Annotated in this window: 26 protein-coding genes; 23 read left to right on the top strand and 3 right to left on the bottom strand. The window is 43.1% G+C overall.

The features are described 5' to 3' along the window. Nucleotides 1-14: 14 nt before the first annotated feature. The 9 genes from ACJJIM_RS03190 (at nucleotide 15) to ACJJIM_RS03150 (ending at nucleotide 7,491) form a co-directional block, all read left to right on the top strand. A complete protein-coding gene (locus ACJJIM_RS03190; protein WP_444912348.1) occupies nucleotides 15-314 on the top strand; it encodes a hypothetical protein in 300 nt (99 codons plus the stop codon). A 163-nt stretch (nucleotides 315-477) separates the two neighbouring features. Beyond that, the gene (locus ACJJIM_RS03185) at nucleotides 478-861 is read left to right on the top strand and encodes a hypothetical protein (RefSeq protein WP_444912347.1); all 384 of its coding nucleotides are present in this window, start codon (nucleotides 478-480) and stop codon (nucleotides 859-861) included. Nucleotides 862-1,371: 510 nt separating this feature from the next. Next, nucleotides 1,372-2,052: a hypothetical protein gene (locus ACJJIM_RS03180; RefSeq protein ID WP_444912346.1), complete on the top strand. Its 681-nt coding sequence runs from the start codon at nucleotides 1,372-1,374 to the stop codon at nucleotides 2,050-2,052. 85 nt (nucleotides 2,053-2,137) lie between these two features. After that, entirely contained in the window at nucleotides 2,138-2,437 is a 300-nt protein-coding gene (locus tag ACJJIM_RS03175) for a hypothetical protein (protein ID WP_444912345.1), read from the top strand. A 111-nt stretch (nucleotides 2,438-2,548) separates the two neighbouring features. After that, nucleotides 2,549-2,830: a hypothetical protein gene (locus ACJJIM_RS03170; RefSeq protein WP_413662308.1), complete on the top strand. Its 282-nt coding sequence runs from the start codon at nucleotides 2,549-2,551 to the stop codon at nucleotides 2,828-2,830. 184 nt (nucleotides 2,831-3,014) lie between these two features. Then, complete coding sequence (locus ACJJIM_RS03165) at nucleotides 3,015-4,025, top strand: alpha/beta hydrolase family protein (protein WP_413662307.1); 1,011 nt, start codon at nucleotides 3,015-3,017, stop codon at nucleotides 4,023-4,025. A 123-nt stretch (nucleotides 4,026-4,148) separates the two neighbouring features. Beyond that, nucleotides 4,149-4,505 carry a hypothetical protein gene (locus tag ACJJIM_RS03160; RefSeq protein WP_413662306.1) on the top strand — a complete coding sequence of 119 codons (357 nt, stop codon included), beginning with the start codon at nucleotides 4,149-4,151 and terminating at the stop codon, nucleotides 4,503-4,505. A gap of 278 nt (nucleotides 4,506-4,783) precedes the next feature. Then, nucleotides 4,784-5,449, top strand: a complete 666-nt coding sequence (locus ACJJIM_RS03155; protein WP_444912344.1) for a hypothetical protein — start codon at nucleotides 4,784-4,786, stop codon at nucleotides 5,447-5,449. 1,400 nt (nucleotides 5,450-6,849) lie between these two features. Next, nucleotides 6,850-7,491 carry a hypothetical protein gene (locus ACJJIM_RS03150; protein ID WP_444912343.1) on the top strand — a complete coding sequence of 214 codons (642 nt, stop codon included), beginning with the start codon at nucleotides 6,850-6,852 and terminating at the stop codon, nucleotides 7,489-7,491. 359 nt (nucleotides 7,492-7,850) lie between these two features. Here ACJJIM_RS03150 and ACJJIM_RS03145 read toward each other — a convergent pair whose 3' ends face one another. Beyond that, nucleotides 7,851-8,438: a hypothetical protein gene (locus tag ACJJIM_RS03145; RefSeq protein WP_444912342.1), complete on the bottom strand. Its 588-nt coding sequence runs from the start codon at nucleotides 8,436-8,438 to the stop codon at nucleotides 7,851-7,853. A gap of 139 nt (nucleotides 8,439-8,577) precedes the next feature. Here ACJJIM_RS03145 and ACJJIM_RS03140 point away from each other — a divergent pair, with 139 nt between their 5' ends. From ACJJIM_RS03140 to ACJJIM_RS03080, 13 genes are all read left to right on the top strand, one after another. After that, nucleotides 8,578-8,844: a hypothetical protein gene (locus ACJJIM_RS03140; protein ID WP_444912341.1), complete on the top strand. Its 267-nt coding sequence runs from the start codon at nucleotides 8,578-8,580 to the stop codon at nucleotides 8,842-8,844. Between the two features lie 281 nt (nucleotides 8,845-9,125). Beyond that, on the top strand, nucleotides 9,126-9,590 hold the full coding sequence (locus ACJJIM_RS03135) for a Tse2 family ADP-ribosyltransferase toxin (protein ID WP_444912340.1): 465 nt from the start codon (nucleotides 9,126-9,128) through the stop codon (nucleotides 9,588-9,590). Nucleotides 9,591-9,592: 2 nt separating this feature from the next. Then, nucleotides 9,593-9,838 (top strand): hypothetical protein, encoded by a 246-nt coding sequence (locus tag ACJJIM_RS03130; RefSeq protein WP_444912339.1) that lies wholly within the window; start codon nucleotides 9,593-9,595, stop codon nucleotides 9,836-9,838. A gap of 552 nt (nucleotides 9,839-10,390) precedes the next feature. Beyond that, complete coding sequence (locus ACJJIM_RS03125) at nucleotides 10,391-10,684, top strand: hypothetical protein (RefSeq protein ID WP_444912338.1); 294 nt, start codon at nucleotides 10,391-10,393, stop codon at nucleotides 10,682-10,684. Nucleotides 10,685-11,312: 628 nt separating this feature from the next. After that, entirely contained in the window at nucleotides 11,313-11,555 is a 243-nt protein-coding gene (locus tag ACJJIM_RS03120; RefSeq protein WP_444912337.1) for a hypothetical protein, read from the top strand. 786 nt (nucleotides 11,556-12,341) lie between these two features. Then, entirely contained in the window at nucleotides 12,342-12,746 is a 405-nt protein-coding gene (locus ACJJIM_RS03115; RefSeq protein ID WP_444912336.1) for an ester cyclase, read from the top strand. Between the two features lie 64 nt (nucleotides 12,747-12,810). After that, a complete protein-coding gene (locus tag ACJJIM_RS03110; protein ID WP_444912335.1) occupies nucleotides 12,811-13,143 on the top strand; it encodes a hypothetical protein in 333 nt (110 codons plus the stop codon). Nucleotides 13,144-13,235: 92 nt separating this feature from the next. Further along, nucleotides 13,236-13,703, top strand: a complete 468-nt coding sequence (locus ACJJIM_RS03105; protein ID WP_444912334.1) for a hypothetical protein — start codon at nucleotides 13,236-13,238, stop codon at nucleotides 13,701-13,703. Between the two features lie 246 nt (nucleotides 13,704-13,949). Beyond that, a complete protein-coding gene (locus ACJJIM_RS03100; protein WP_444912333.1) occupies nucleotides 13,950-14,477 on the top strand; it encodes a hypothetical protein in 528 nt (175 codons plus the stop codon). Nucleotides 14,478-14,603: 126 nt separating this feature from the next. Next, nucleotides 14,604-15,119, top strand: coding sequence for a hypothetical protein (locus tag ACJJIM_RS03095; protein ID WP_444912332.1), 516 nt, complete (start codon nucleotides 14,604-14,606; stop codon nucleotides 15,117-15,119). 108 nt (nucleotides 15,120-15,227) lie between these two features. Beyond that, on the top strand, nucleotides 15,228-15,563 hold the full coding sequence (locus ACJJIM_RS03090; RefSeq protein ID WP_444912331.1) for a hypothetical protein: 336 nt from the start codon (nucleotides 15,228-15,230) through the stop codon (nucleotides 15,561-15,563). A gap of 104 nt (nucleotides 15,564-15,667) precedes the next feature. Continuing rightward, a complete protein-coding gene (locus ACJJIM_RS03085) occupies nucleotides 15,668-16,009 on the top strand; it encodes a hypothetical protein (protein WP_444912330.1) in 342 nt (113 codons plus the stop codon). Between the two features lie 527 nt (nucleotides 16,010-16,536). Further along, a complete protein-coding gene (locus ACJJIM_RS03080) occupies nucleotides 16,537-17,394 on the top strand; it encodes a PA4780 family RIO1-like protein kinase (RefSeq protein WP_444912329.1) in 858 nt (285 codons plus the stop codon). A gap of 745 nt (nucleotides 17,395-18,139) precedes the next feature. Here ACJJIM_RS03080 and rho read toward each other — a convergent pair. Then, nucleotides 18,140-19,078, bottom strand: coding sequence for a transcription termination factor Rho (gene rho, locus ACJJIM_RS03075; RefSeq protein ID WP_444912328.1), 939 nt, complete (start codon nucleotides 19,076-19,078; stop codon nucleotides 18,140-18,142). A 1,103-nt stretch (nucleotides 19,079-20,181) separates the two neighbouring features. Next, nucleotides 20,182-20,625 (bottom strand): SRPBCC family protein, encoded by a 444-nt coding sequence (locus ACJJIM_RS03070; RefSeq protein ID WP_444912327.1) that lies wholly within the window; start codon nucleotides 20,623-20,625, stop codon nucleotides 20,182-20,184. 102 nt (nucleotides 20,626-20,727) lie between these two features. On the opposite strand from ACJJIM_RS03070, the gene ACJJIM_RS03065 reads away from it, so the two are divergent. After that, the gene (locus tag ACJJIM_RS03065; RefSeq protein ID WP_413664753.1) at nucleotides 20,728-21,618 is read left to right on the top strand and encodes a LysR family transcriptional regulator; all 891 of its coding nucleotides are present in this window, start codon (nucleotides 20,728-20,730) and stop codon (nucleotides 21,616-21,618) included. Nucleotides 21,619-21,799: the final 181 nt, after the last annotated feature.

Here is a 21,799-nt window from a genome sequence, read left to right as displayed (position 1 = left end):
TATGAATAAAAACTATGTCTAATCTCAAAGACCGCCGATGGCGTCGAAAAGGCCTCGATAGAAAAATCGAGACTCCTTCATGGGGGGAGCTTGCTTTTGGGAAAAAGCTTTTCAATTTGCGGCATATGTTACTAGCTGTATTTACTAGTGGCTTCATATCTTTTGCAATGCTATACCAGCTTATAACCTATGGACATTGGGAGGCCAAAGGAGCAAAAGCAGATGGTGCCGTGGACTATGGTGTTGCCTTTTTCTTTCTAGTAATTTTCATAGCCCTACTTATTGCAACTATTAAAGACTGGCGGAGAGGCTAATGCATAACAAAAAGCAGCACGATTGCCCACAAAATATGTGGGCTGGACGGCCTACGCTTTGCTTCGGCCGCCCGTGTGCTAGGCGTTAAGTTTTAATCAGACTATGCGTAGATTTTTAGTTTTAATATTCTGGGTTTCTTTTTCCACTAATGCAGTAGAGGATGTGGCTCGCCCCATTACACATATTGGTATGTCTGGCGAATTTAGAGATCTGAGTTATAAGGTGAGCTTGGAGGTTTCAAGTGTAGAGATATCGACTTACCCGCACAGAGCTCACTATAAACTTGAGGGAGTGAGTTTTGAACTAGGCGGCAAAGAAATCCAAATACCAAAAATAGATTTTAAGCCGGTAACATATATTGATCTTGGCCAAGTATTCGTATTAGGTAGCGCAAATGATATTCTTTATTTGCAACTACCGGTATCACCAGATGATCGTAGTTACGTTCGTCTCGTGTTTCAACATGGTGAATACAAGGGAACCATTGAGCATCTGTATTCAGTTGAACACAAGAATAAAACCAAGGGCGTGAAGTGGTACCAGTAAAACTTAACAAGGCGTTGCAGTGGGACTCCCAAAGCGGTGCACCTTTTTGTGTAGTTCGCTTCGCTCATATTTTGTACAAAACGGTGCACCGCTTTGGTAGCCCTGAACGCAGCGTTATGCCTTATAAATTATGAATCGAATATTTTACGTAGTACTTATATCAATCTTACTCTCAGGGTGTCCCGCAACCTTTAATAGCATCGTCAAAAACGAGTCTGCCCACGAAATTGTAGTCGTATCACCATTCGAAACGGAATTCAGATGGGTAATTGAGTCGGGCTCTGAAGATAAGGTAAATTGGTATCAAGAGTGCGTTACTATAAAAAGCCAGAGTGGCATTCAATATTTTTCAGGCTGGCCAATTCCTGAGAACGTTGTTAGTAACGGTGTCTTTAGCTCTAACCTTGTGGCTGTTTATAAAAGTAACAAGCTGTTTTTTCAAACCAATGAGGGCCAGCTCATTGAAATTAACCAGGTCGCTGTGTGTGCAAAGGCATAACAAGATGCGCAATGTTCGTCCCGGAAAAACAACCGGGGCTGGACTCGCTCTGCTACGCGCCGCTCGCCCATTCGCAAGGCGTTATGGCTATAAGGCTGCATCGTATGAGTAAGCGGATTTCTATTTTTCTAATAGCTTTGTTTTTCTTGTCCATTAACACTGCGGCCACTGTTTATAAGTCGCCCAAAACCTATGGGGTTTTCAGTGAGAACACGGAGTTCATGTCGAGGATCATCCCTGCGTGGCCTGTAGACGATAAATATAAGCCCTATGCTAAAGCTGAGATATATCAACTTAATGGTAATACTTATGAACTTAAAAGGACTTTTCACCTGCTAAATGAGGTTTCCCCACAATCAGCTTACTTAAGCAATGAGGGAGTGCTAGTTACCATGCTAGACTGGGCAAACCCTTTTGCGGGTCATGATCTCGTTATCTATTCTGTTACTGGTAAAGTTTCATTTGAGTTCTCTGGGCTCAATTTCTTCAGTGAGTCAGAACTAAAGAAAATTCAAGATGTGGGCTCCGATGTTTTAAATGGCCCGCGCCCCTGGATATGCTGGCAAGATGAACCATTTCAATTTGAAAATGAGGTTTTTGAATTTACTGATTCCACGGGCCGTTATATATTGATTGATGTAAACACCGGAAAACACACTACTGAATCATCGGGCATAAAATGTGGCGAGTAAAAGCCATAACATGTAAAGGCACCCGACATCAAAACCACCGCTTCGCTTTGGTTTTGTCACAGGTGCTTTAAGCGTTAAGTGAAAAATGAATATCTGGGAACTATACAAAGAAGACGAAAAGTTGGCCGACTTAACACAAACAGACCTTGATCAGCCTTGGTTCATAGGTGTGTTGGTTCCAACTCCGGCTTTTGATGAATACCGTAATCTCTTTGAAAGAGCTCAGCGATTTATAGAAACCGAAGAATTCGATTCTGAAGCATCAGAAGATACCTTTGTCGAAATTGATAATTTAAAACTGCGATTGGTGCGCATGTCGGATAAACGTGTATTTAAAGACGTAATGCTATGTGTATCTGGTGATGAGGTATGGTGGCGTATTTAGTAAAAATATGTGGGTCACTTAACAAACGCAGGCACAATCGCACACTTCGTGTGCTGGACCTCCGGCCTGTGCTGCGGGGCGGCATGTGAATCAGGCCGCTGAGATATAGGCATGGAAGATCTATTGGGGTTTGTGTTAATTGGCTTGTTCTTGGATGTCATATTTTGGGGAATTAGCTATGCTACTGGCGCTGTATTAACTCTAATAATCTCTTTAGGAAGATGGAAGCCAGAAAGTATTAGCCTCAGTAGAGAGGGTGGAGGTAGGCGCAGTAAACAAAACGGATTCACTCTCATAGAAAAAGATGAAGAAGTTTATCTCGGAGCATTAGCAGTTGCGTTTATCGGTCTGGTTTTTTGGGTGGTAGTTATAATTCTGTTGTGTATCACATAACAAGTTTATGTTGTCGCCACTTCGTGGCTGGTAAAGTGCCAATAGGTAGTCCCGAGCGCGCCAGCCATAACCAGGCTAGTTAAGCTCGCCCAACCCCTTCGGGGTCGGGCTGGACAGCCTACACTCCGCTTCGGCTGCCGTTGCTAGCAACGTTAGAAGTTTCAATCACCGACATGGAGTTCATGTGAACAAATACCTATTAATTATCTCTATTGCTATTTCATCTTTTAGCACCCAAGCATCCAATTTGATCAATGATGAACGAATTAAAGATCAACAAAGCTGCTTTACTTGGATTTTCACTGATTACACATCATGGCGTAATGGCATGGAGAAAAAATTCAAAAGGAAAATAAAATCAGAAGAAAAGCTTAATCAAGCTTTATCTCGATTTGATTTGCGTTTCGGTAAGGAAAAGTTCGATTTTTATCAGAGAAATCTATCTTGTTCTACTTTTAAATATCTTGTCGATGGAAATATTGTAAATGGCTATGTGATAAAGCCCAAATCATCGAAAGGTAGATTACCTGTATTAATTTATAACCGCGGTGGAAATGGTAACTTTGGCGGTGTTGTTTTCGGCTCAATGATGCATAACTTGTTTCCTATTGCTAACGAAGGTTTTATTATTATCGGTAGTCAGTATCGTGGAACGTTCACCAAGAATTCTTCTGCTTACGATGAATTTGGTGGAAGTGATGTGAATGATGTCACTGCATTATTAGATTACATCCCACGTATTGAAGGTGCTGATGATCAACGTATTGGAATGTACGGTGCAAGTCGAGGGGGGATGCAAACTCATCTAGCCGTGAAAAAATTAAAAAATATAAAAGCTATAGCAACTATTGCAGGTAATTCTGATTTATTAAAAGGCTTAACTTACCGACCTGAAATGGAAAAAGTATACAAGCACAGAATCCCTGATTATGAGAAAAACAAAGTAGCTGAACTAGAAAAGCGTTCAGTATTAAACTGGACAGCTGATTTATCGCCAAATGTTCCTATTTTACTTCTACACGGCACTAATGATAAACGTGTATCAGTTAATCATTCTATTGATTTAGCAGCTTCGTTAAAAAAGAACAATATTCCACACAAACTTGTTTTATATCCTGACGATAATCATGGTTTAATGAAAAACAGAAAACAAGCAAATAAAGAGCTAGTTAGTTGGTTTCGAGAGTATTTATAAACAACTTCTAACAAGTTACTCAAACGGACGCTAAACAGTTGGCTAGTGCTCGTTCCTAGCAATTTTAGCCAACTATTTTTCGCCGCTTAGTAAGGCGTTAAGCACCTAAAGTATGGAGCAGCAATGCAGCGGAAAGTTGGATTAATTCATCTACTGCTTGCCATTTTCACGTTAGCTTACTGCGTGTTTGCTGTTGTGAGCGGCAAAGTAATTGGTTATAAACGAGCTGGGCTCTCAGAAACAATCAGTATTGATGTTGAACCAGAGAGATTTTGGGGTATCGTGTTGCTTTATGTAGGTATAGCAGTAATTATGGTTATACTGAGTATAAAAAAGTACTTCCCAAAAAAACTTTATGAACTCATTGATTTTGGTATCCACTCCAAACTATCAATTTTGCAAGTTATATTTATAATCAGCTTTACCGCTTTAATGTACATCACTATTTTTTGGTTAGCTGGGGTGTTAGCAAATGCTTAACTAGTGCAAACAGCTTGCTGCGGGCCTTTGGCCCTTCACGGGACAGCCTACGCTCCGCTTCGGCTGCCCTTGCTAGCAACGTTATTGTGGCAGTCGATTTTTAGATGTTCTGTAGCTGCTGCAAACATCAATATCTACCTGAGTACTTTTTTCTGAGAGTTTTCCTGCAATTTGGTACCGCAGTTTCGCTCCAGTGCCATCGTTTTAAGTCAGCAAGCCCTGCAAGCTAGCTACGCCATCATGGAGTGCCAATCAGATAGTTAACCGGTTGGGAAAGTATGGTATTTTTCCCTTTCAATTTATCGGGTAGTGACCAGCCAAAGTTGGCTGGTAGAGAGCAAGTAGGTGGTTCAGTACGCGCCAGCCATAACCAGGCTAGTCAAGCTCGCCCAACCCCTCTGGGGCTGGGCTGGGCTGGGCTGGGCTGGGCTGGGCTGGGCTGGGCTGGGCTGGGCTGGACAGCCTACGCGTTGCTTCGGCTGCCCTTGCTAGCGGCGTTAGATATAATCACTATGACTAAATATTTCACTTTTCTGGTAGCTTTTTTCCTCCTATATCAAGAGGCTAATGCGTGTTCATTTTCTCGTTCAAATGAACAAGAAACTTTCGATCGTGCAGAGCGAGTATTTCGGGCAAAGATAATTGCCACCAAATTAGTGGCGGAGAATCATGATGGAGATTCGCATGAGGTTGTAAATGCTACGTATCAGCTTGTCGAATCTTTCAAGGGTGATAATCCCAAAACGGGCTTGGTAAAAGAAATTCCCTTTTCTCCAGGAAATTGTATGCTTGGCTTGCTAACCGGTATGGAATACGTATTTTTTTTAAAGGACAACCTGTTTGTAACCATGCCAAATGGATCTTGGGCTTATTTCAATGCTGAGGGAACCCAAGTCAAACCTGAGCTGGAAAAGCTTCGCGGTTATGCCGGTAAAAACATGTAACAAGTTGCTCAAATTCGTTCCGGGCGCAAAAAACGCGCCCTCCACCGGACAGCCTACACTACGTTTCGACTGCCGTTTAGCAAGGCGAAATACATGAATGAGCTCCGAGCATGAACCCAAGGTTTCTTGAATGTACAGAATGTAGTGAAAGGCATTATTTCCCTTCAGAGGATAGGGCCTATTTGCTTACAGATGATACGTGTCAGAAAGCCGTTAAGGACTCCGATATATTAAGCATGTTATTAACTCCAGCATGGTGCTTCAGTTGTAACAAGCCATCTTGGGTAGAGGAAATTCCTTCTCTTCGATTTCTCGAAAATCTCTCTATAGTTATTAAATCCGGCGAAAAAATTGAATTTCCCTTTGACAATAGCTTTATGTCCGAACAAGAAGCACTTTCTCTATTAAGAGATTATTGTAGATGGCTCGCAAAGCGGCGCACTAAGGGGAAATGTGTAGAGTGCGCAGGGCAAAAATATTCGTTGCTTGGCGAAGAACATGAAATAAGACTGAAACACGAGCACTGTGATTATGGTGTGTTTAAGCCCGGTTACATGATTTTTAGTAGTAATGGTCCAATGCAAACACGAATGTATAGCGTTGAGGGTAACCCCCTTGGAAGGTTGTCCCATTGGGATGACAATCTAGGTGGGTGGTCCTTCATTAAGGATAATGGCATTGTATAACAAACGCGTGCATTTGACCTCCACTTCGCTGCGGCAAATGACGCGGGCGTTATTTGGCTTCTGAATATTAGATATTTTATGGGGGCTCGATCATTCAAAACCGAGACACAACGGCGGGAAATGCAATAAAAATGCTAACTCATGAAAGTGGGTTTGGTTATTTTGATTCTAAAATACGCACACTCTATCTCATGAAGCGGCATGATATCGATAAAAAATAATTTGGCTTTTTCAATACTTCCAAAGTGATCCGCGCAAGCAAGATTTATCTGATCTACAATATAAATACACCCGGCTCTATTACAGATCATATCAACAGGCGCATAGAAATTATAAAAAACGATGGGACCTTGAATATGATTATATTGAAGTACACCCAATGATGATTACAAACTAGGCAGCTATGGCGTCAATTTTAACTACTATCTATAGACTTGGAGGAATTCTTGTATACTTAGTCCTCTGGGAACGACAGCTGCGTATAATAATTCAAATTTGTATTTAAACATCCCTGTATTCGCTAAAACAAATATCGTAAAACCATCACGATTTTAATGCTTGTCTAAAATATGCTTGCTTGCTCTGCGCCAATCACTTGTGTTTTATTAGAGGTGCCAGTGCACAGGCGTGGCTATAGAGGTCCTAGGCAACGTCGATCAGGTAAAACCAGTCATCCGGATGACGATAGAAAATATCAAAGAAAGGGAAATTATTATGCCACATGTTGATGCAACAGATCTGAAGGTATTTGGCTATAGAGGCATTTCGACCGAAAATCCTTTTGGCTTTTTGCACAATGGTTTTTCTGCAAAACGGGACCCAGTCACTGGAGATCCCGCTCATATGTACTACTTATCTAAAGTCGATGAGGGGCCCAATGCTAGGGCTGGTGATATGCATTCGGGCAGCGCCAATTGTGTATCGAGCAACTTGAAGTCAGCTGCGCTGTTTCCCAACGATGTCAGAGTTAAAGAATGTTGGATATATGGTGTTTATGTGGACAAAGGGTTTAACACCTATGAGCAGCAACAAATGGATGCCTGGCATGCGCTAAGCCATGAACGCGCCGGTGTTTTCGGCACAGAAGCGATGTCTCTGGTCACCTGGCCACTATTTGCCGAGGAGTTTGCCACCGACTCAATTCCCGCCAAGCATGTGGTGGCCTGCGTGAAGTGTACGCGCACCTGGACCAGCACCGACTGGAAAGACGGCGGTACCTTTACGCTGAAAAAGCCCATTTTTTGGAATGTGCGCACTGACCCTGCCCTCCACGACAGAATAGAAGCCTTTAAGGAGCGGTTTACCGCCTCCGTCGAAGAGGTAGATGTGGGGTTACTGCCCATTACACCGGGCTAACCCAACTCGATTATCGACATATCGCCTGCCCGGCTTGAGACAAACACTGTTTCAAGCCGGGTTTTGGCAAAGGTCAGTAGAGGAGAGCCGCTGCGGTACTCAAATAGAAGAGACATAGTTCAAGACCACAGCTTATCCGATTCTAAAATAATTACTCATTTTCCTTTCCATTCAGCAACACTAAGACACCCACAGATTGAAATATGACACAGGAAAAAGTACAGGCCTTCCACCTTGACGGCCATTTCTCCTGATCAGGTATAGGGCAAAGTGAAATACTGAAAAATTATGCTTTAGGTTTAGAAATTGCGTGATTTTGGACAAACCAGAAGGAATAGTATCGAAAGGTTGGAAGGGAACTAGTGGGGCATTGCGGAAAGGAAACGTCGGCAGTCGCCTATGCCATGTACCCAGCGTTTATTGAGCTGAATACAGGCTTGCCGTACAGCCTCTGCTGATCCCACCAGGCCTTTAAAGCGGCTTTCAAAGTTCCGATTAAGATAGAGCCAGTGTTTTGCTGAGATTCCCAGCCGCTCAAAGATAGGCGGCGTCTTTTGAGAAATGGCACCGCGCTTTTTGGGGTCTAAATGCCGGCCACTCCAGTCTACTAACGCCAAATAGTGATCCAATTGAAAGGGCAACCCTTTCGGCATATCAAGGCGCTCGCCGCCCACAAACGGTAGTAGCTCTTTAGGCTGCTCACCTGAGATCACAGCGCGAATACGCTGCTGAATGGACGTGTGATCGGAGTCCTCTGGGGTTTTTGCAGTATCGGCACGGATAGGATTGAGATCGACATAGGCCATGCAGGCCGCCAAAGCTCTTTCATCCAATAGCGCCTGAGACTTGAAACGGCCGTCCCAGAAGCGGCCGGTACAGCGGTCTTCTTCGTTCGCTTGGCGAGTAATAGATTCATTTAGGCAGCGCACAAACCAACTGATATCCATTAATCGCTCCCGCCATAGCTCGATCAGCTCTTTAAGTTTGTTCTATTCACTGCAGTCCAGTTAGGCCTGAATGAAGCGCTGAGCCACATTATTAGCGGAAGAAGCAGAAAGGTTTAGATCAAGATTTTAGGAGGGTTTTATGCAAGAAATCGAATGGAAGGACGGAAACCCTTCACTAGAAGGTTTATATTTTGTAGCGGTTAAAATGGGACCAGCAGCGGGATGTTATGATTTCGCAAACTGGAACGGCGTGTCTTGGGAGAAGAGTATTGAGGGAAGTGTAATCGCTTTTTGTGACGCCGGCAGTTTTATACAACAAATTTCAATTAAATGGCCTTTTGCGGACAACGTGAATATAGACTTCAAACCGACACCTGGCGGAGAGTCGGAGTTTGAAGAAGTATAGCTAAATCGGATAGCAGGTAGTTCCTAGCTACCGCCCTCCACAAAACCTCATGGTGTTTGAATTGTCATTCGCTAATAGTTAACATTTAATAGGGTCCATTAAATGGTGATCTTCCTGTAGGAGACTTTAACCACATGAGTTCACACTCATGCTAGGCGTACCAAGTTAAGGCATGTTCAGCTTCGGCTGGTTCTCCGTCTCGGCACTTTGTGCCCACGCTGCGTGTCCATACTTAAGGCGTTAAAATAAAAACAATTTCAAATATTCAATGGAGTGAATTTATGAAAAAAAGCAAGAAGGAAGAAGAGTTCTTTATTAAAAAGAGGGAACTTGGTGAACTTTTTGACTCCGAATTTAATTTAGACGTAAATTTGTGGAGAGGGCAGCGTAAAGCTGATCGAGGATCGCCTGTTTTGTATCCTATACTAAAGTCTTTTAGGCTTTCTAACGGAAAAATTAGAAATCCTGATATAGACACATACTGGAGCAATGGTGAGTGGTGGGTAGACTGTACTTCAGGGGGTGTTTCATTATTTGATGTGCTGGGGGTACCGGTTTCTCGTTGGGATTATTATAGGCTATCACCAAACATTGTAATCCCTCATGGCCTAGTTATAACGAAGGATTCATATAATCGAAGTTATGAGGCTACACATTACTCAATCCGGCCTCATTGGGATATGCCAGTCGCTAAGTTTTGTATACTCTTAGATGAACTTACTAAAGAAATAGTATTCGAGAATTAATTATGGAACTAAGCCTTTCACATTTGTCACTCATGATCGAGCTAACTGAGTCAGAAATATATCGAATGAAATTGATAATAGATAACCCCTCTTCAACAGAAGAGGAAGTGGATGCCAGTGGAGAGCATTCCATGCAACTATTATCTCTTTCGACAGCACTTGCGGAGTTGTATAAACATAAGTGGAGCGATAACTGTAATTATCCTAGTTATGAAGATTTAGTTTCTTCAGTCCAACTGGAGAACTGAACTCTAAATCGGGTAGCCGGTAATTTCTAGCTACCGGCCACTACACCACCCTTCGTGTGGCTCCGCAATAGGCGGCTCCCTATCCGTACTGATTTTCTATTCAATGATAGTCTTGAGCAGATCTTCAGTTGAACTGAGTGTTATGACAGTACGCTACCGCAACTTTACCCGACTGGAAACATATTGGTAGGCTAGCCCTGTCTTTTAACTCATGAAGTTTGGCTCCAGGCTTTCACCATGTCCAAGGTAATATTCTTGGCGTTAGGTTACTATACCATCGGCTGACTTCCGTTTAGTCACCCTGGTCATTACTGGCAAAAGCGCTGCTATGTTCCACCACTTTTTTCTATCCCCGCGATAGTGGAAAGCGGTTTGGGCCTACTTAAAAGTCAGCGGCCACACACTGTTTCATAGCAGCGAGTTAAATAGGCCTCTCCAGATAAGAAGCACTACCTGATTGTGCAACCAAAAGAATGAGGGTTGAGACTTGGTAAGTAAGTTAACTTGGGTTGCTGATCAGATGTCAGTAATTAAAGAGGCTCAAGACGCACTATGATTGAACATAAATACCCAGAAGAACGCGAGATCCTTATTCACTACGCTGAAAAGATGGAGAATGAAACTGCACTAGATATTCTTAAGAAATGCGTAGTTTCTAATCGAGAGCAGGCATTAGCTCTTTCTCAATTCTATTGGGGAATGATAGACGTTGCTGCTGATGATCAAGGTTCTGGATTCCCTCTGCTGGAGAAAGAAGGAATCGAGCAGTGGATGGAGTATATTTTTCACTCTCTGAATGGCTACTTAGTGAGTAATGGCTATGCAGAAGAGTGGGATCAAGAGTAAGGCTCTGGATCGGGTAGCCGGTAGTATCTAGCTACCGGCCCCCACAGTACCCATCGTGCAGGTCCACAATGGGCAGCTCCCTATCTGTAATGAATTTCTACTCAACGATCACTACTGTTTTCAACCACATTTTTTAACCTACGATAGTGGCTAGCGGATTGGGCCTATTTGTGAGTCAGCGGCCACACTGACAGCTTCACAGCAGCATGCTAAACAGATCTCCCCAGATAAGGGCGTGAACTTTCACTACACAACTGTATCATTTACCCTACCCTTTAGATCACATGGCTTCGGTATCCTTGGCCACCCCGCCTCCAGGCTGAGCCTTATAAGATGTTTCTGTTCGTCAGCTCGCAGTTTTACTAGCGGCTTCTCTCCGCAAGACCTCGCGATGCTGCAGTTGCCATTCGTTAGTAGTTAGCATTTAATGGAATCCATTAAATGGTGATCTCCCTACAGGGGAATTTCATCCCATTAGTCCATGCCCAGGCTGGGCGTACCAAGGGCAGGCACGATCGTAAATGCTACGCATTTACTGGACCTCCGCCGCTTTGCGGCTCCGGCCCGTGCTGCCAGCATTAGGTGCCAGAGCAATCTGGAGCAATATATTTTAAACAAGGATTATAAAATGAAGAAAGGCTTACACATATCCAAGGGCTTTAACGTCAACCTAGAAAATGTAGCGGTTTGGATCATCGAGGAAAATTCGATTCAGCTACAGATGACCGGCATGCAAGAATTAGCCCTCATCGACATTCATCTTGAGTTGCCTGATACTAACCCAATTGATCGCCAATACGGTCATGTAGTGCCAGTGAACGAATTCAAGCGTATAGAGCGAGAAATATCCGAATATATGTCAAAGCCGTAAGCACCTAAATCGGGTAGCCGGTAGTTTCTAGCTACCAGCCCCCACACCACCCATCATGCGGGTCCCCAATGGGCAATTCCCTATCCGTAATGAATCTCTACCCAACGATAGTGTCGAGCAAATCTTCATTTGAGTTGAGCGTCATGGCAGTGCGCTACCTCAACTTATCCTACTGGAAACATATCGGTAGGCTAACCCTGTCTTTTAACCCATGGATTTTAGGTTCAGGCCTTCACCTTATCCAAGGTATTAATCTTGGCATTAGGCTACTATGCTATCGGCTTACTTCTGTATAATCATTCTGACCACCAGTGATCAAGACGCTGCTATATTCCACCACCTTTTTATATCCCCGCGATGGTGGCTAGCGGGTTGGACCTACTTATAAGTCAGCGGCCACGCTGACAGCTTCACAGCGGTAAGCTAAACAGATCTCCCCAGATAAGAACATGAACTTTCACTACACAACTGCATCATTGACTCTACCCGTTAGATCACCCGGCTTCGGTCCCTTGGACACCTCCCCTCCAGGCTAAGCCTTATAGGATATTTCGGTCCGTCAGCTCACATTTTGATAGCGGCTTCCTCCCCACAAGACCTCACGGTGTTGCAGTTGCCATTCGCTAATAGTTAGCATTTAATGGAACTCATTAAGCGGTGATCTTCCTACAGGGGACTTTCACCCCATTAGTTCACACCCATGCTGGGCGTACCAAGTCAATTGACAACGCGCCTTTGGCGCCCGACAGCTTACACGCCGCTTCGTTATGTTTCTGAGGATGAGTAGTGCACAAAAATCAAGTTCGAAGATTTTATGAGGTTCTTTGGGATGCCCACGATAAGAAAGCAATGCCATCGATCCTGCATCAGAGCTTCTCCTTCAGGGGATCATTGGGGCAGGAAAAGCGAGGTCACAAAGGTTTCGCTGAATATGTCGATATGATTCACAAAGCACTGGGTGATTACAAATGCATTATTGAAGATCTCGTAGAAGAGGGAAACAAGGTTTTTGCAAAGATGTCCTTTACCGGATTTCATAGAGATGAGTTTATGGGCTTTTTACCATCACATAAACGCGTAACTTGGAATGGGTGCGCCTTATTTACCTTTGAAGGTGATCGAATCTCTGATGTATGGGTGCTGGGTGATTTAAAGAGCCTTGAAAATCAGCTCAAGAAAAACGAGACATAACAATCTCAGTCAGCAGGACCGTCGCTACGTGCCGACTTCTACTGCAAGGCGTTATGTGTAAAAAATGAAAGAACACCAAATACAAAAAGTAATAGACGAGCTTCCTGATGATAAGAAGATTCAGCTGTTGTGTAATTACGGCCATCAATTAACAATTCATGCCCGTGGTGGCTATGAATTTCAAGGGTCGGGTGTTACCGATCCGAGACTACTGAGAGACTGCAACGAAATTCAACACCGCGTTTTTCAAGCAGTTCGCGAAGTGGCTCAAGATTCAGACAATCAATTTTGTCTCAATAACGTTGGCGGCTGGATATCAGCCGAAGAAAGAAATGAAACAATACGTACAGCTAGTGTTCAAGCTTTTCAAACAGCACTGGCTAAACTCAACACATAACCAGGCACGCAATGCTCGGCCAAGGAAACCTTGGCTTGGACTGTCACTGCTTCATAACGCCAGCCCATTCACTTGGCGTTAAATGTATTTTTATGGACCTATATACGATCAATTTGACAACCAACACACGCAAGATGGTAAATCCCTTTACTGAAGAGGTTTCCTATGCGTCTGTAGATGATCCTATTAGCGCTTCGGCAAAAAGTAACCTAAAGCAGCTCTTGTTAGAATTAGGTGCAACTTCTGAAGAAGAAGATACTTATGTTTATGTGCCACTAGAAAGTAACGCGACACTAAGATTAGGGATACTCAACTTTCTAGAAAATGAATCTCTGGTGGGTATTGCATTCGAGTACGATGATTTAGATATATCGCTTGCTAAGGCCTTGTTTCAAATTTGCAGAGCTGGTGAGTTGGTTATTCGGTCCGGTACTGATGAAGAGCCTGTGGCTGTAGTAGCAGAACTCGCTAATCCTTCGCTGCAATCGCGTTGGTTAAAGCTGGAAAAAATTGGGCGAGCCAAAGAGCTTTTAGCCTGGATGCAGACGAATTTAGAATGAAACAGTTGACAAGGCACTACAACTGATCGCTAACGCGCCGGTTGAGCTTGGCGTTCAGGCTGTAGAAAAACAAATTTATGTCTTTGCTTTCTTGGGTGTGATTGAATATTAAACATAAATGGTAATTCTAAGTGAATTCTGATCTAACTTTCACAGATAAGTAGGCTATTTTTCACGTAGAAGCACAATACGAAAAGAGGGGTGAGTTTTTCTACACCCTCGTTAACACCCTCAAGAGATTGATGTATGTTAGAATCATTACTAAATAAATTTAAAGCAAAGAATGAGAAACATTCTCCTGGAAATATGTCATTCGATTTTAAGTTGTTCTTTGTTTATCACATAGCTATGATGATTTTATTTGGTGGGAGACCTATAGAAAGCCCGTTAAATCAAGCTATGTTTGCAATGGCATTAGGCATAGCCTTAATTGTGGCATCAATCATATATAAAGCTAAATACAATTGGTCGTGGCCTGGACTTTCAGTAACTAGTTTTCCTATTGTAATATTCAATATTATTTTTCTGTATGCTTTTTTCGCTTTTTCAGCATACACAATAGTCTCAAATGGGAATATGCCAGATATTAAAAATACTGATATATTGCTTCTTATTCAAGAATCATGGGGTGTAATATTGCAAGCATTCAATCACCCTGCATTAACTCCTTGGTTCTTGGGTGGAGCGGGTATTATGGTATTCAATACTCTTTCAAGCTTAAATCTTGTTTGTAGTAACAAAGATGAATTTGAAGCTCAATGCAATGTCAGTTAACAAGTTTACCAACGACCACTCAACGGTAGGGCTGTTGGGCTGGACCTCCGTAAGCTGTCGCCAAAAAACAGAGCCATCTTACTCCGGCCCGTTACAAAGGCGTTAGTTTTCATCAGGCTTCAATCAATGAAAGTTATATATCTAACCTTATTAATCATCCTTTATTCTCAGCGAGCCATTTCGTTTGAATATGATCATAAGGATTTAAGCTTTGATTTGAATAATGCCACTGACATTGTTATTGCCAAGAAAATCTCAGGCCGCATCGCGTACGCAGATCTGACACATGAAATTAGCTCATATAACGCAAAGCCTATTGAGTGGCGTGACTCTCCAGCGTGGGAGAGATTGCAAGATCTGAATCGAGGTATCGACTCAACTTTTTTGGTATTGAATTCAATCAAGGGTAATTTTGAAACAGGGGATCGATTTACATTTAATGACTCATCGATACCTGTTGAATTGGGTTCAGTTCAACTGTATTTTCTTTATCGGAAAAACGATCAAATCCAGTCTAATCCGTGTCATCGAATACCAATCGGCGATAACAAACAATCAATCGTCGAGCTTTCTTCAGATCCTAATGGGATTATTGATTTGGTTTTACGTGACAAGCTATCATTTTGCGATTCAAAAAACTGACAAAGCAATGCACTGAACCTCCTGTGCATTGCTTTATTTTGTACTTTAATGGCATAAAATTAACCAACTACTTTCCGGCTAGTGCTTGGGACGTTATGACTTCCAAATATGAAAGAGATTAAAGAAAGAATTATAAACGCGGGATTAGGTGAAAAAGGGTTGCCGGTATTGGCCAGAATGGGTGAAGATCCAGGAAAAGAATATATAGAACAACTGCTGTCTGACTTGCATTCACTATGTCAAAATCTAAAAAGTTCAAGCAGTTTGAGCAAAGAGTTGTCGTACGTCTTGTACTGTATAGGCCACTATCCATATATTGAGTACTCAGCGTGGATTGATAAAGGTGCAACATTTAGAGGCCACCTGATTGACCCTCAGATATTTCAGTTAGAAATGGCCGTTGAAAGTATATTTTGTAATGAATGGTTGGAGTATGTTAATTAATCAAAGTAAAATAATAACAAAAAGCTCTTACGGAAAACCTACGGGTTGCTTCGGCGTCCGTAAAGCTTTGCATTAGTTATCAACAAGGACTAGAAATCAACGAGATGAAATATTTATTTGCAATAATATCTGGCTTAACTTTAATCTCATGCGCGACCCAAAAAACATATTGGGAACATCCTGAATACGGAAAGCTTGATGGGAACAGTCCGATTGTCTCGTCGGATAGAGATTCCTGTGGAGTTAAGGCATATAGTAAAGGAATTACAATGGATGGGACCTTATATACTGATCGAAGTAAAGTTATTTCCAAGGTGGTAGAAGATTCATTAGCGCGAATAAGAAGCGGAAGTCAAGCAGAGCCAGAGTATTGGAGTGAATATCAAGCACTAGAAAAAGAGTCGATTGAGTGCTTTAAAAACAAAGGGTGGACACGAAGTAAATAGCTAAATCGGGTAGCCGGTAGTTTTTAGCTACCGGCCCCCACCCCACCCATCATGCGAGTCATGAATGCTAACCAGTTGGACCTACTTACCAGCCAGTAGCCGCGCTGACAGAATCGCTGAAACAAATTACACACATTCCCCAAGATAAGAGCATAAAATTTCACAAATCAGCTGCATCATTAACCCTATCCATTAGATCACGTGGCTTTGGCACCCTTGGCCTACAGACTAAGCCATATAGGATGTTTCTGTTCGCCAACTCATAGTTTTGCTGGCGGCTTCCTCCCCACAAAGCCTTATAGTATTGCTATTCGCTGATAGTTAGAGGTCATTAAAGGTGATCTTCCTACTGGGGGCTTTCACATGTCAAGTGCTATTCTTATTGCCCCCATCCTTTACGCGGGCATTATAGGGCCCCATAATCGCTCTTTATCCATAAGCAGGATTAGATTTCTTGCCTCAAATACTCATAGAAATATGTCAATAGCATATATGATTAATTGCCGAACACTCGAAGCTGGTATCTAGTGAAAACTCCCAAACGTCTACAGCCTCTCATCGATGATGGCTTAATCGATGAAGTTATCAGCCGCCTAATGAGCGGCAAAGAAGCCGATATATTTATTGTCCGTTGTCGTGACGAAATTCGTTGCGCCAAAGTCTATAAAGACGCAACTAAGCGTAGTTTTAAAAAGGCCGCACAATACCAAGAAGGGCGTAAAGTTCGCAGTGGTCGTCAAGCACGTGCCATGCAAAAACGGTCGAATTATGGCCGCCAACAGCAGGAAGAGATTTGGCAAAATGCCGAAGTTGATGCTTTATCCCGTTTAGCACGCGCTCATGTACGAGTTCCCAAGACTTTTGGTTGTGTTGACGGTGTATTATTGATGGAGTTAATCACTGACGAAGCAGGCAATGTCGCACCACGGCTTGGCGATGTGACAATGTCAGAAGAGCAAGCAATTCAAGATCATGCATTAATGATTCATTACATCATGCTCATGCTTCACGAGGGAATTGTACATGGTGACTTATCCGAATTTAACGTCCTAGTGGATGATTCCGGCCCTGTGATTATCGATTTACCCCAAGCTGTTAATGCCGCTGCCAACAACAGTGCACAAGAAATGTTCACTCGCGACGTCGACAATATGCGTCGTTATTATGGCAGATTTGCCCCCTCTTTATTACAGACTCAATACGCCAAGGAAATGTGGGCACTGTTTGAAGAGGGTAACTTAACGACTAGCTCAACGCTCAGCGGCAAGTTTGATGATGCCGATGACAGCGCCGATGTCGACGCCGTGCTAGAAGAAATCAAAGCGGTGATGCAAGAGGAACTGGAACGGAAAGAGCGCATACGTGAATCTTCAGAAGATGCATAAATTTAGATGAAAGCACCCGGTATAGTAACCTTATTGGTTGCTACGGGTATTGTTTATTGCCCTATTACGCAAATTAGTGCACACACACATTAGGACACCCAAAGGCTGGAGGATGTTGTGAACTGTAGAGCAAGCTCTCTTTCTGGGGGCTCTTACCCTTTGATTTATAGGTAATAGAGATTAAGTTCTGGGAATTGATATACAGATTTTTAGAAGTGCTATTTTGGATAAATGAATGGTAATCGTGTTATAGAGTATTTGGGGTAGGAGTAGATTAGCAGAGTGTGGCTGATAGGGAACGCCGGCAATCCCTATTCCGTGTACCCAGCGTTTATCGAGTTGGATGCAAGCTTGCTTTACCGTCTCCACTGATCCCACCAAACCTTTAAAGCGGCTTTCAAAGTTCCAACTGAGATAGAACCAGTGTTTTGCTGAGTTCCCCAGCCGCTCAAGGATAAGAGGCGTCTTTTGAGAAATGGCAATGCACTTTTTGGGGCTAAATGCCGGCCACTCCATTCTAATAACGCCAAATAGTGACCCAGCTGAAAGGGCAACCCTTTCGGCATATTAAGGCCACATTTCCACTAAGCTCCTCATTGAGCGGTATCTTGTAAAAACACACCAGAGGATTGAGGTGTAAAGCCCTCAACTGAATAACAGCTGTCCTAATAAGGACTCGGTCGCTAAGCAACTAACTCCAAAAATGCTAAGCGGCTAAATACTACCCTTAAATTTAACTAAAAAATTAATGGTCAAGTAACTCCGCATTTGTCGGGTACTTTTCAAGGAGTTCAATAAGCTTTTTAGTGCCATCTACAGGCTTTAGGCTAGCAAGCGTTCTTCGTAAAGCTCTTATCGTTGCAATATCTTTCGAGTTGAACAGGATTTCTTCACGGCGAGTACTGCTTTTAGCAATATCCAAGGCAGGGAAAATTCGCTGTCTCGCAACTTCCTTTGACAATACTACCTCCATATTTCCCGTGCCCTTAAACTCCTCAAATATCACCTGGTCCATGCGGCTTCCGGTATCCACGAGTACCGTTGCCAGAATCGTAAGTGAGCCACCACCTTCTATCTTCCTCGCAGCACCAAACAGCTTTCTGGGTACCTCCATAGCCCTGGCATCGATCCCGCCAGACATCGTACGTCCCCTACCACTCCGCTGCGCATTGTGTACCCGTGAAAGCCTTGTCAACGAGTCAACCACGATCATCACATCCTGGCCCTCACCGGCTTCCTTACAGGCCCTATCATGGAGTTCATTAGCTACTCTCACATGCTCTTCATAGCTATGATCAGAAGAGGACGCATAAACTTCGGCCGGTACACTTCGCTTAAAGTCAGTAACCTCCTCTGGCCTTTCATCAATAAGCAAAGCGTACAGCTTTATTTCAGGGTAAGCCTCTCCCACTGCTTGGCAGATATGTTTCAGGATAGTGGTTTTGCCACAGCCCGGTGGAGCCACAATCAAGCCTCGTTGCCCCTTACCAATTGGCGTAATCAAATCCATCGCCCTTACCGTAAGTTGCTGAGAACCTGACTCAAGGCGAATAGGCTCAGATGGATTAATAGCTACTCCATTTAAGAACCGTTTCTTTGGATCAGAAGTATTCTCTTCCTTTTTATCAGCCTTCTTAGGCTCCGTATTTCTCTTTACCTTTAAGGATAATATTTTTCTGGACATAACATGCTCTTTATAAATCAGTCGAGACCGGGGAGATTATTAATGATTGTCGATGGCTGGACAAAAGGTTAGCGCTCCCCCAAATTGGATACTATAGCCAGAACTTGCGGCTAAGCGATTACCCTACCGAACCCAAGGCAGACAAATAGCCCAATTAAAACCCGAGAATACCGATTAACGTCAGCCGTAACCATCGAAACACCAATCAGAAGGTTGAAAAAAACGAAGAACCGCTACTGATTGAAGGTGCACACTAGGACACCCACAGATTGAAAGGTGACAATGGAAATGATACAGGCTTTCCACGTTAACGGCCATTTCTCCTGATCTGGCTCGGACGAAGTGAAATGCTGAAAAAATATACTTTAGGTTGGAGAATTGCGTGAATTAGCCAACCTAAAAGAATAGCATCGAAAAGCCGGGAGGAAATAGTGGCGTGTCACCAAAAGGAAGCATTGGCAGTCGCCCATGCCATGCACCCAGCGTTTATTGAACTGAATACAGGCTTGCCGTACAGCCTCTTCTGATCACAGCAGGCTTTAAAAGCGGCTTTCAAAGTTCAGATTGAGATAGAGTCAATGCCTGGGCGAAATGCCAAGCCGATCTAGGACAGGGGGCGTTTTTGTGCAATATAACCTCGTTTTCCGATGTCTAAATGTCGGCTACTCCAGTCCACTAGCTCCAAGTAGTGATCCAGCTGAAAAGGTAGCCCTTTCGGCATATTCAAATGTTCAGTGCCGACAACCGGGAGTAGATTTTGGGGCCGCTCATTTGAGGCTGCCGCACGGATACGCTGTTGAATTGAAGTGTAATCAGATTCTCAGGTGTCTTGGCGATATTGGCACGGATCGAGGAGGTCTACATAAGCCATAGAAGCAGCCTGGGCTCTTTCATCCAGTAAGGCTTGGGACTGAAACGGCCTTCCCGAAATCAACCTGTACAAGTGTCTTCAGCATTAGCTTGGCGAGCGACAGATTCATTTAAATATCGCATAAACCAGCTGATATCCGTTAGGCGCTCCCGCCATAGAGAGAGGATTTCTTTATTTCATCACTTCGCATCGGCGCCACTTAGTTAAGGAACAATTATTGGATCAAGTCAGACTAACTAAATCGCCGCTGTAAATTATCGACTGCAATTGAAATTCGCCCACCCAAATTTAATTTTATCTCTTTTATTACATCAGAGTTAGAATCGAGAATGTCACTTCGAGAAAAGTACTTCAGGTTGAACCTGGTTGACTTCGGTGTTTCAGCATTAAACTCCATTAGCATGGCGGGTAATAGAGGGAGAAGATCACCCTCAGTGTAGAAATCTTGATTCAATCGGCTTTTCTTAACTTCTATAACAAGGGTTGCTTCTCCTTCAGGCATGACGATCACTTCTTGATATGTTTTTCCGGTCATGCCATGGGGAAGTTCGTTGTGAGAGGCAATAGAGGTTACCCCTGGGAACCATTCTCCGTAATTTTCCATGTTGGTGACGTACTCAAAGAACGTGTTAATCGGACGTTTAACCGTGATCGCGACTTCCGCTAATAAAATCATTATTTACTCCGGGTTCGTTATTTACGAGTCCACTATATTGTTCTTTTTGAATGACAAAAAGTGACCTATAATGCGATCGGAGTTTCCATTTTGGAAAGTGATATGTCGAAGTTTACCCAGTATGAGTCTTTTGTGGCTGTTGTTGATTCTGGCAGTATTCGGCTTGCCGCTGACAGTCTAAACAAGACGCCATCAGCGCTTAGTAAGCAGATTACAAACCTGGAGTATGATCTTGGCGTGCAGCTATTTGATCGCTCCAATAAGCAAATGGTTCTTACAGAGCATGGCGCAAGCTTTTACAAAAGCAGTGCTGCAATACTAAGGCAAATCAGCGAATCAGAAAGGCGCATTCAGTATGATAACGAGCGCGTCGAAGGGGACCTCAAAATAACGTTATCCCGGTCTTTGGTTGACTCAAGCTTGTCTTCTTGGTTAAGTGAGTTTTCTGAGCGTTATCCAAATGTTAGATATCGGCTGGAGTATTCCGAATCCATTATTAACTTTAGTGATTCCGATCTTGATTTTGCTTTTAGAATTGGTGAGATTGCGGACAGTACACGTTTAATCTCCCGCGAGCTATGTGAGGTTCGACCCACATTTTTTGCAACGACAGAATATCTCGCGACCCATGGTACACCTACTCAAATCTCTGAACTTACTTCCCATCGCGTTGCCATGCCACCTCTCGAGGACCTTTCACCAGAAGTAAGAAAGTGGTTAAAGAACAACAAGTTTAATAATCAGACGTATGCTCACCATAGAATAAATGATGTTCACGCCATTCAAACCATGGCGCTAAAGAATATCTGTATTGGGTTCCAGTTGCATCAGAGTATTATTAAGCTAATTGAGTCGGGACTGGTAATACCTCTTTTCCAAAACAACAAGTTACCACCTAAGAAACTCAGCCTTGTATATCGTCAATCTCAATATAAAGCTAAGCAAATCGAAGTTTTTAAACGATTTATTTTCGAGAAATATAATAAAGAATAAGATGGCGGAGGAGCTAAATGATATTTCCTCTGCTCTAAATTCCCACGATAATCGATATATATCAGCCCACAATAGGGCAACCAAAGACTGGGGGATGTTGCCAACAGTGTCTTATATTATGCTTCTGTTCGTCAGATTGTAGCTTTGCTAGCGGCGCCTCCCCTCATGGATGGCTTTATCC

The sequence above is a fragment of the Microbulbifer maximicatervae (SeqCode) genome (genome assembly GCF_052467615.1).
This window is presented reverse-complemented; position numbering and strand designations above follow the sequence as displayed.

Coding starts and splice junctions, on each gene's coding strand:
- ACJJIM_RS03190 (WP_444912348.1), top strand. CDS start 15: ATGTCTAATCTCAAAGACCGCCGATGGCGTCGAAAAGGCCTCGATAGA.
- ACJJIM_RS03180 (WP_444912346.1), top strand. CDS start 1,372: ATGTTCGTCCCGGAAAAACAACCGGGGCTGGACTCGCTCTGCTACGCG.
- ACJJIM_RS03175 (WP_444912345.1), top strand. CDS start 2,138: ATGAATATCTGGGAACTATACAAAGAAGACGAAAAGTTGGCCGACTTA.
- ACJJIM_RS03170 (WP_413662308.1), top strand. CDS start 2,549: ATGGAAGATCTATTGGGGTTTGTGTTAATTGGCTTGTTCTTGGATGTC.
- ACJJIM_RS03160 (WP_413662306.1), top strand. CDS start 4,149: ATGCAGCGGAAAGTTGGATTAATTCATCTACTGCTTGCCATTTTCACG.
- ACJJIM_RS03155 (WP_444912344.1), top strand. CDS start 4,784: ATGGTATTTTTCCCTTTCAATTTATCGGGTAGTGACCAGCCAAAGTTG.
- ACJJIM_RS03150 (WP_444912343.1), top strand. CDS start 6,850: ATGCCACATGTTGATGCAACAGATCTGAAGGTATTTGGCTATAGAGGC.
- ACJJIM_RS03145 (WP_444912342.1), bottom strand. CDS start 8,438: ATGGATATCAGTTGGTTTGTGCGCTGCCTAAATGAATCTATTACTCGC.
- ACJJIM_RS03140 (WP_444912341.1), top strand. CDS start 8,578: ATGCAAGAAATCGAATGGAAGGACGGAAACCCTTCACTAGAAGGTTTA.
- ACJJIM_RS03135 (WP_444912340.1), top strand. CDS start 9,126: ATGAAAAAAAGCAAGAAGGAAGAAGAGTTCTTTATTAAAAAGAGGGAA.
- ACJJIM_RS03130 (WP_444912339.1), top strand. CDS start 9,593: ATGGAACTAAGCCTTTCACATTTGTCACTCATGATCGAGCTAACTGAG.
- ACJJIM_RS03125 (WP_444912338.1), top strand. CDS start 10,391: ATGATTGAACATAAATACCCAGAAGAACGCGAGATCCTTATTCACTAC.
- ACJJIM_RS03120 (WP_444912337.1), top strand. CDS start 11,313: ATGAAGAAAGGCTTACACATATCCAAGGGCTTTAACGTCAACCTAGAA.
- ACJJIM_RS03110 (WP_444912335.1), top strand. CDS start 12,811: ATGAAAGAACACCAAATACAAAAAGTAATAGACGAGCTTCCTGATGAT.
- ACJJIM_RS03105 (WP_444912334.1), top strand. CDS start 13,236: ATGGACCTATATACGATCAATTTGACAACCAACACACGCAAGATGGTA.
- ACJJIM_RS03100 (WP_444912333.1), top strand. CDS start 13,950: ATGTTAGAATCATTACTAAATAAATTTAAAGCAAAGAATGAGAAACAT.
- ACJJIM_RS03095 (WP_444912332.1), top strand. CDS start 14,604: ATGAAAGTTATATATCTAACCTTATTAATCATCCTTTATTCTCAGCGA.
- ACJJIM_RS03090 (WP_444912331.1), top strand. CDS start 15,228: ATGAAAGAGATTAAAGAAAGAATTATAAACGCGGGATTAGGTGAAAAA.
- ACJJIM_RS03085 (WP_444912330.1), top strand. CDS start 15,668: ATGAAATATTTATTTGCAATAATATCTGGCTTAACTTTAATCTCATGC.
- rho (WP_444912328.1), bottom strand. CDS start 19,078: ATGTCCAGAAAAATATTATCCTTAAAGGTAAAGAGAAATACGGAGCCT.
- ACJJIM_RS03070 (WP_444912327.1), bottom strand. CDS start 20,625: ATGATTTTATTAGCGGAAGTCGCGATCACGGTTAAACGTCCGATTAAC.
- ACJJIM_RS03065 (WP_413664753.1), top strand. CDS start 20,728: ATGTCGAAGTTTACCCAGTATGAGTCTTTTGTGGCTGTTGTTGATTCT.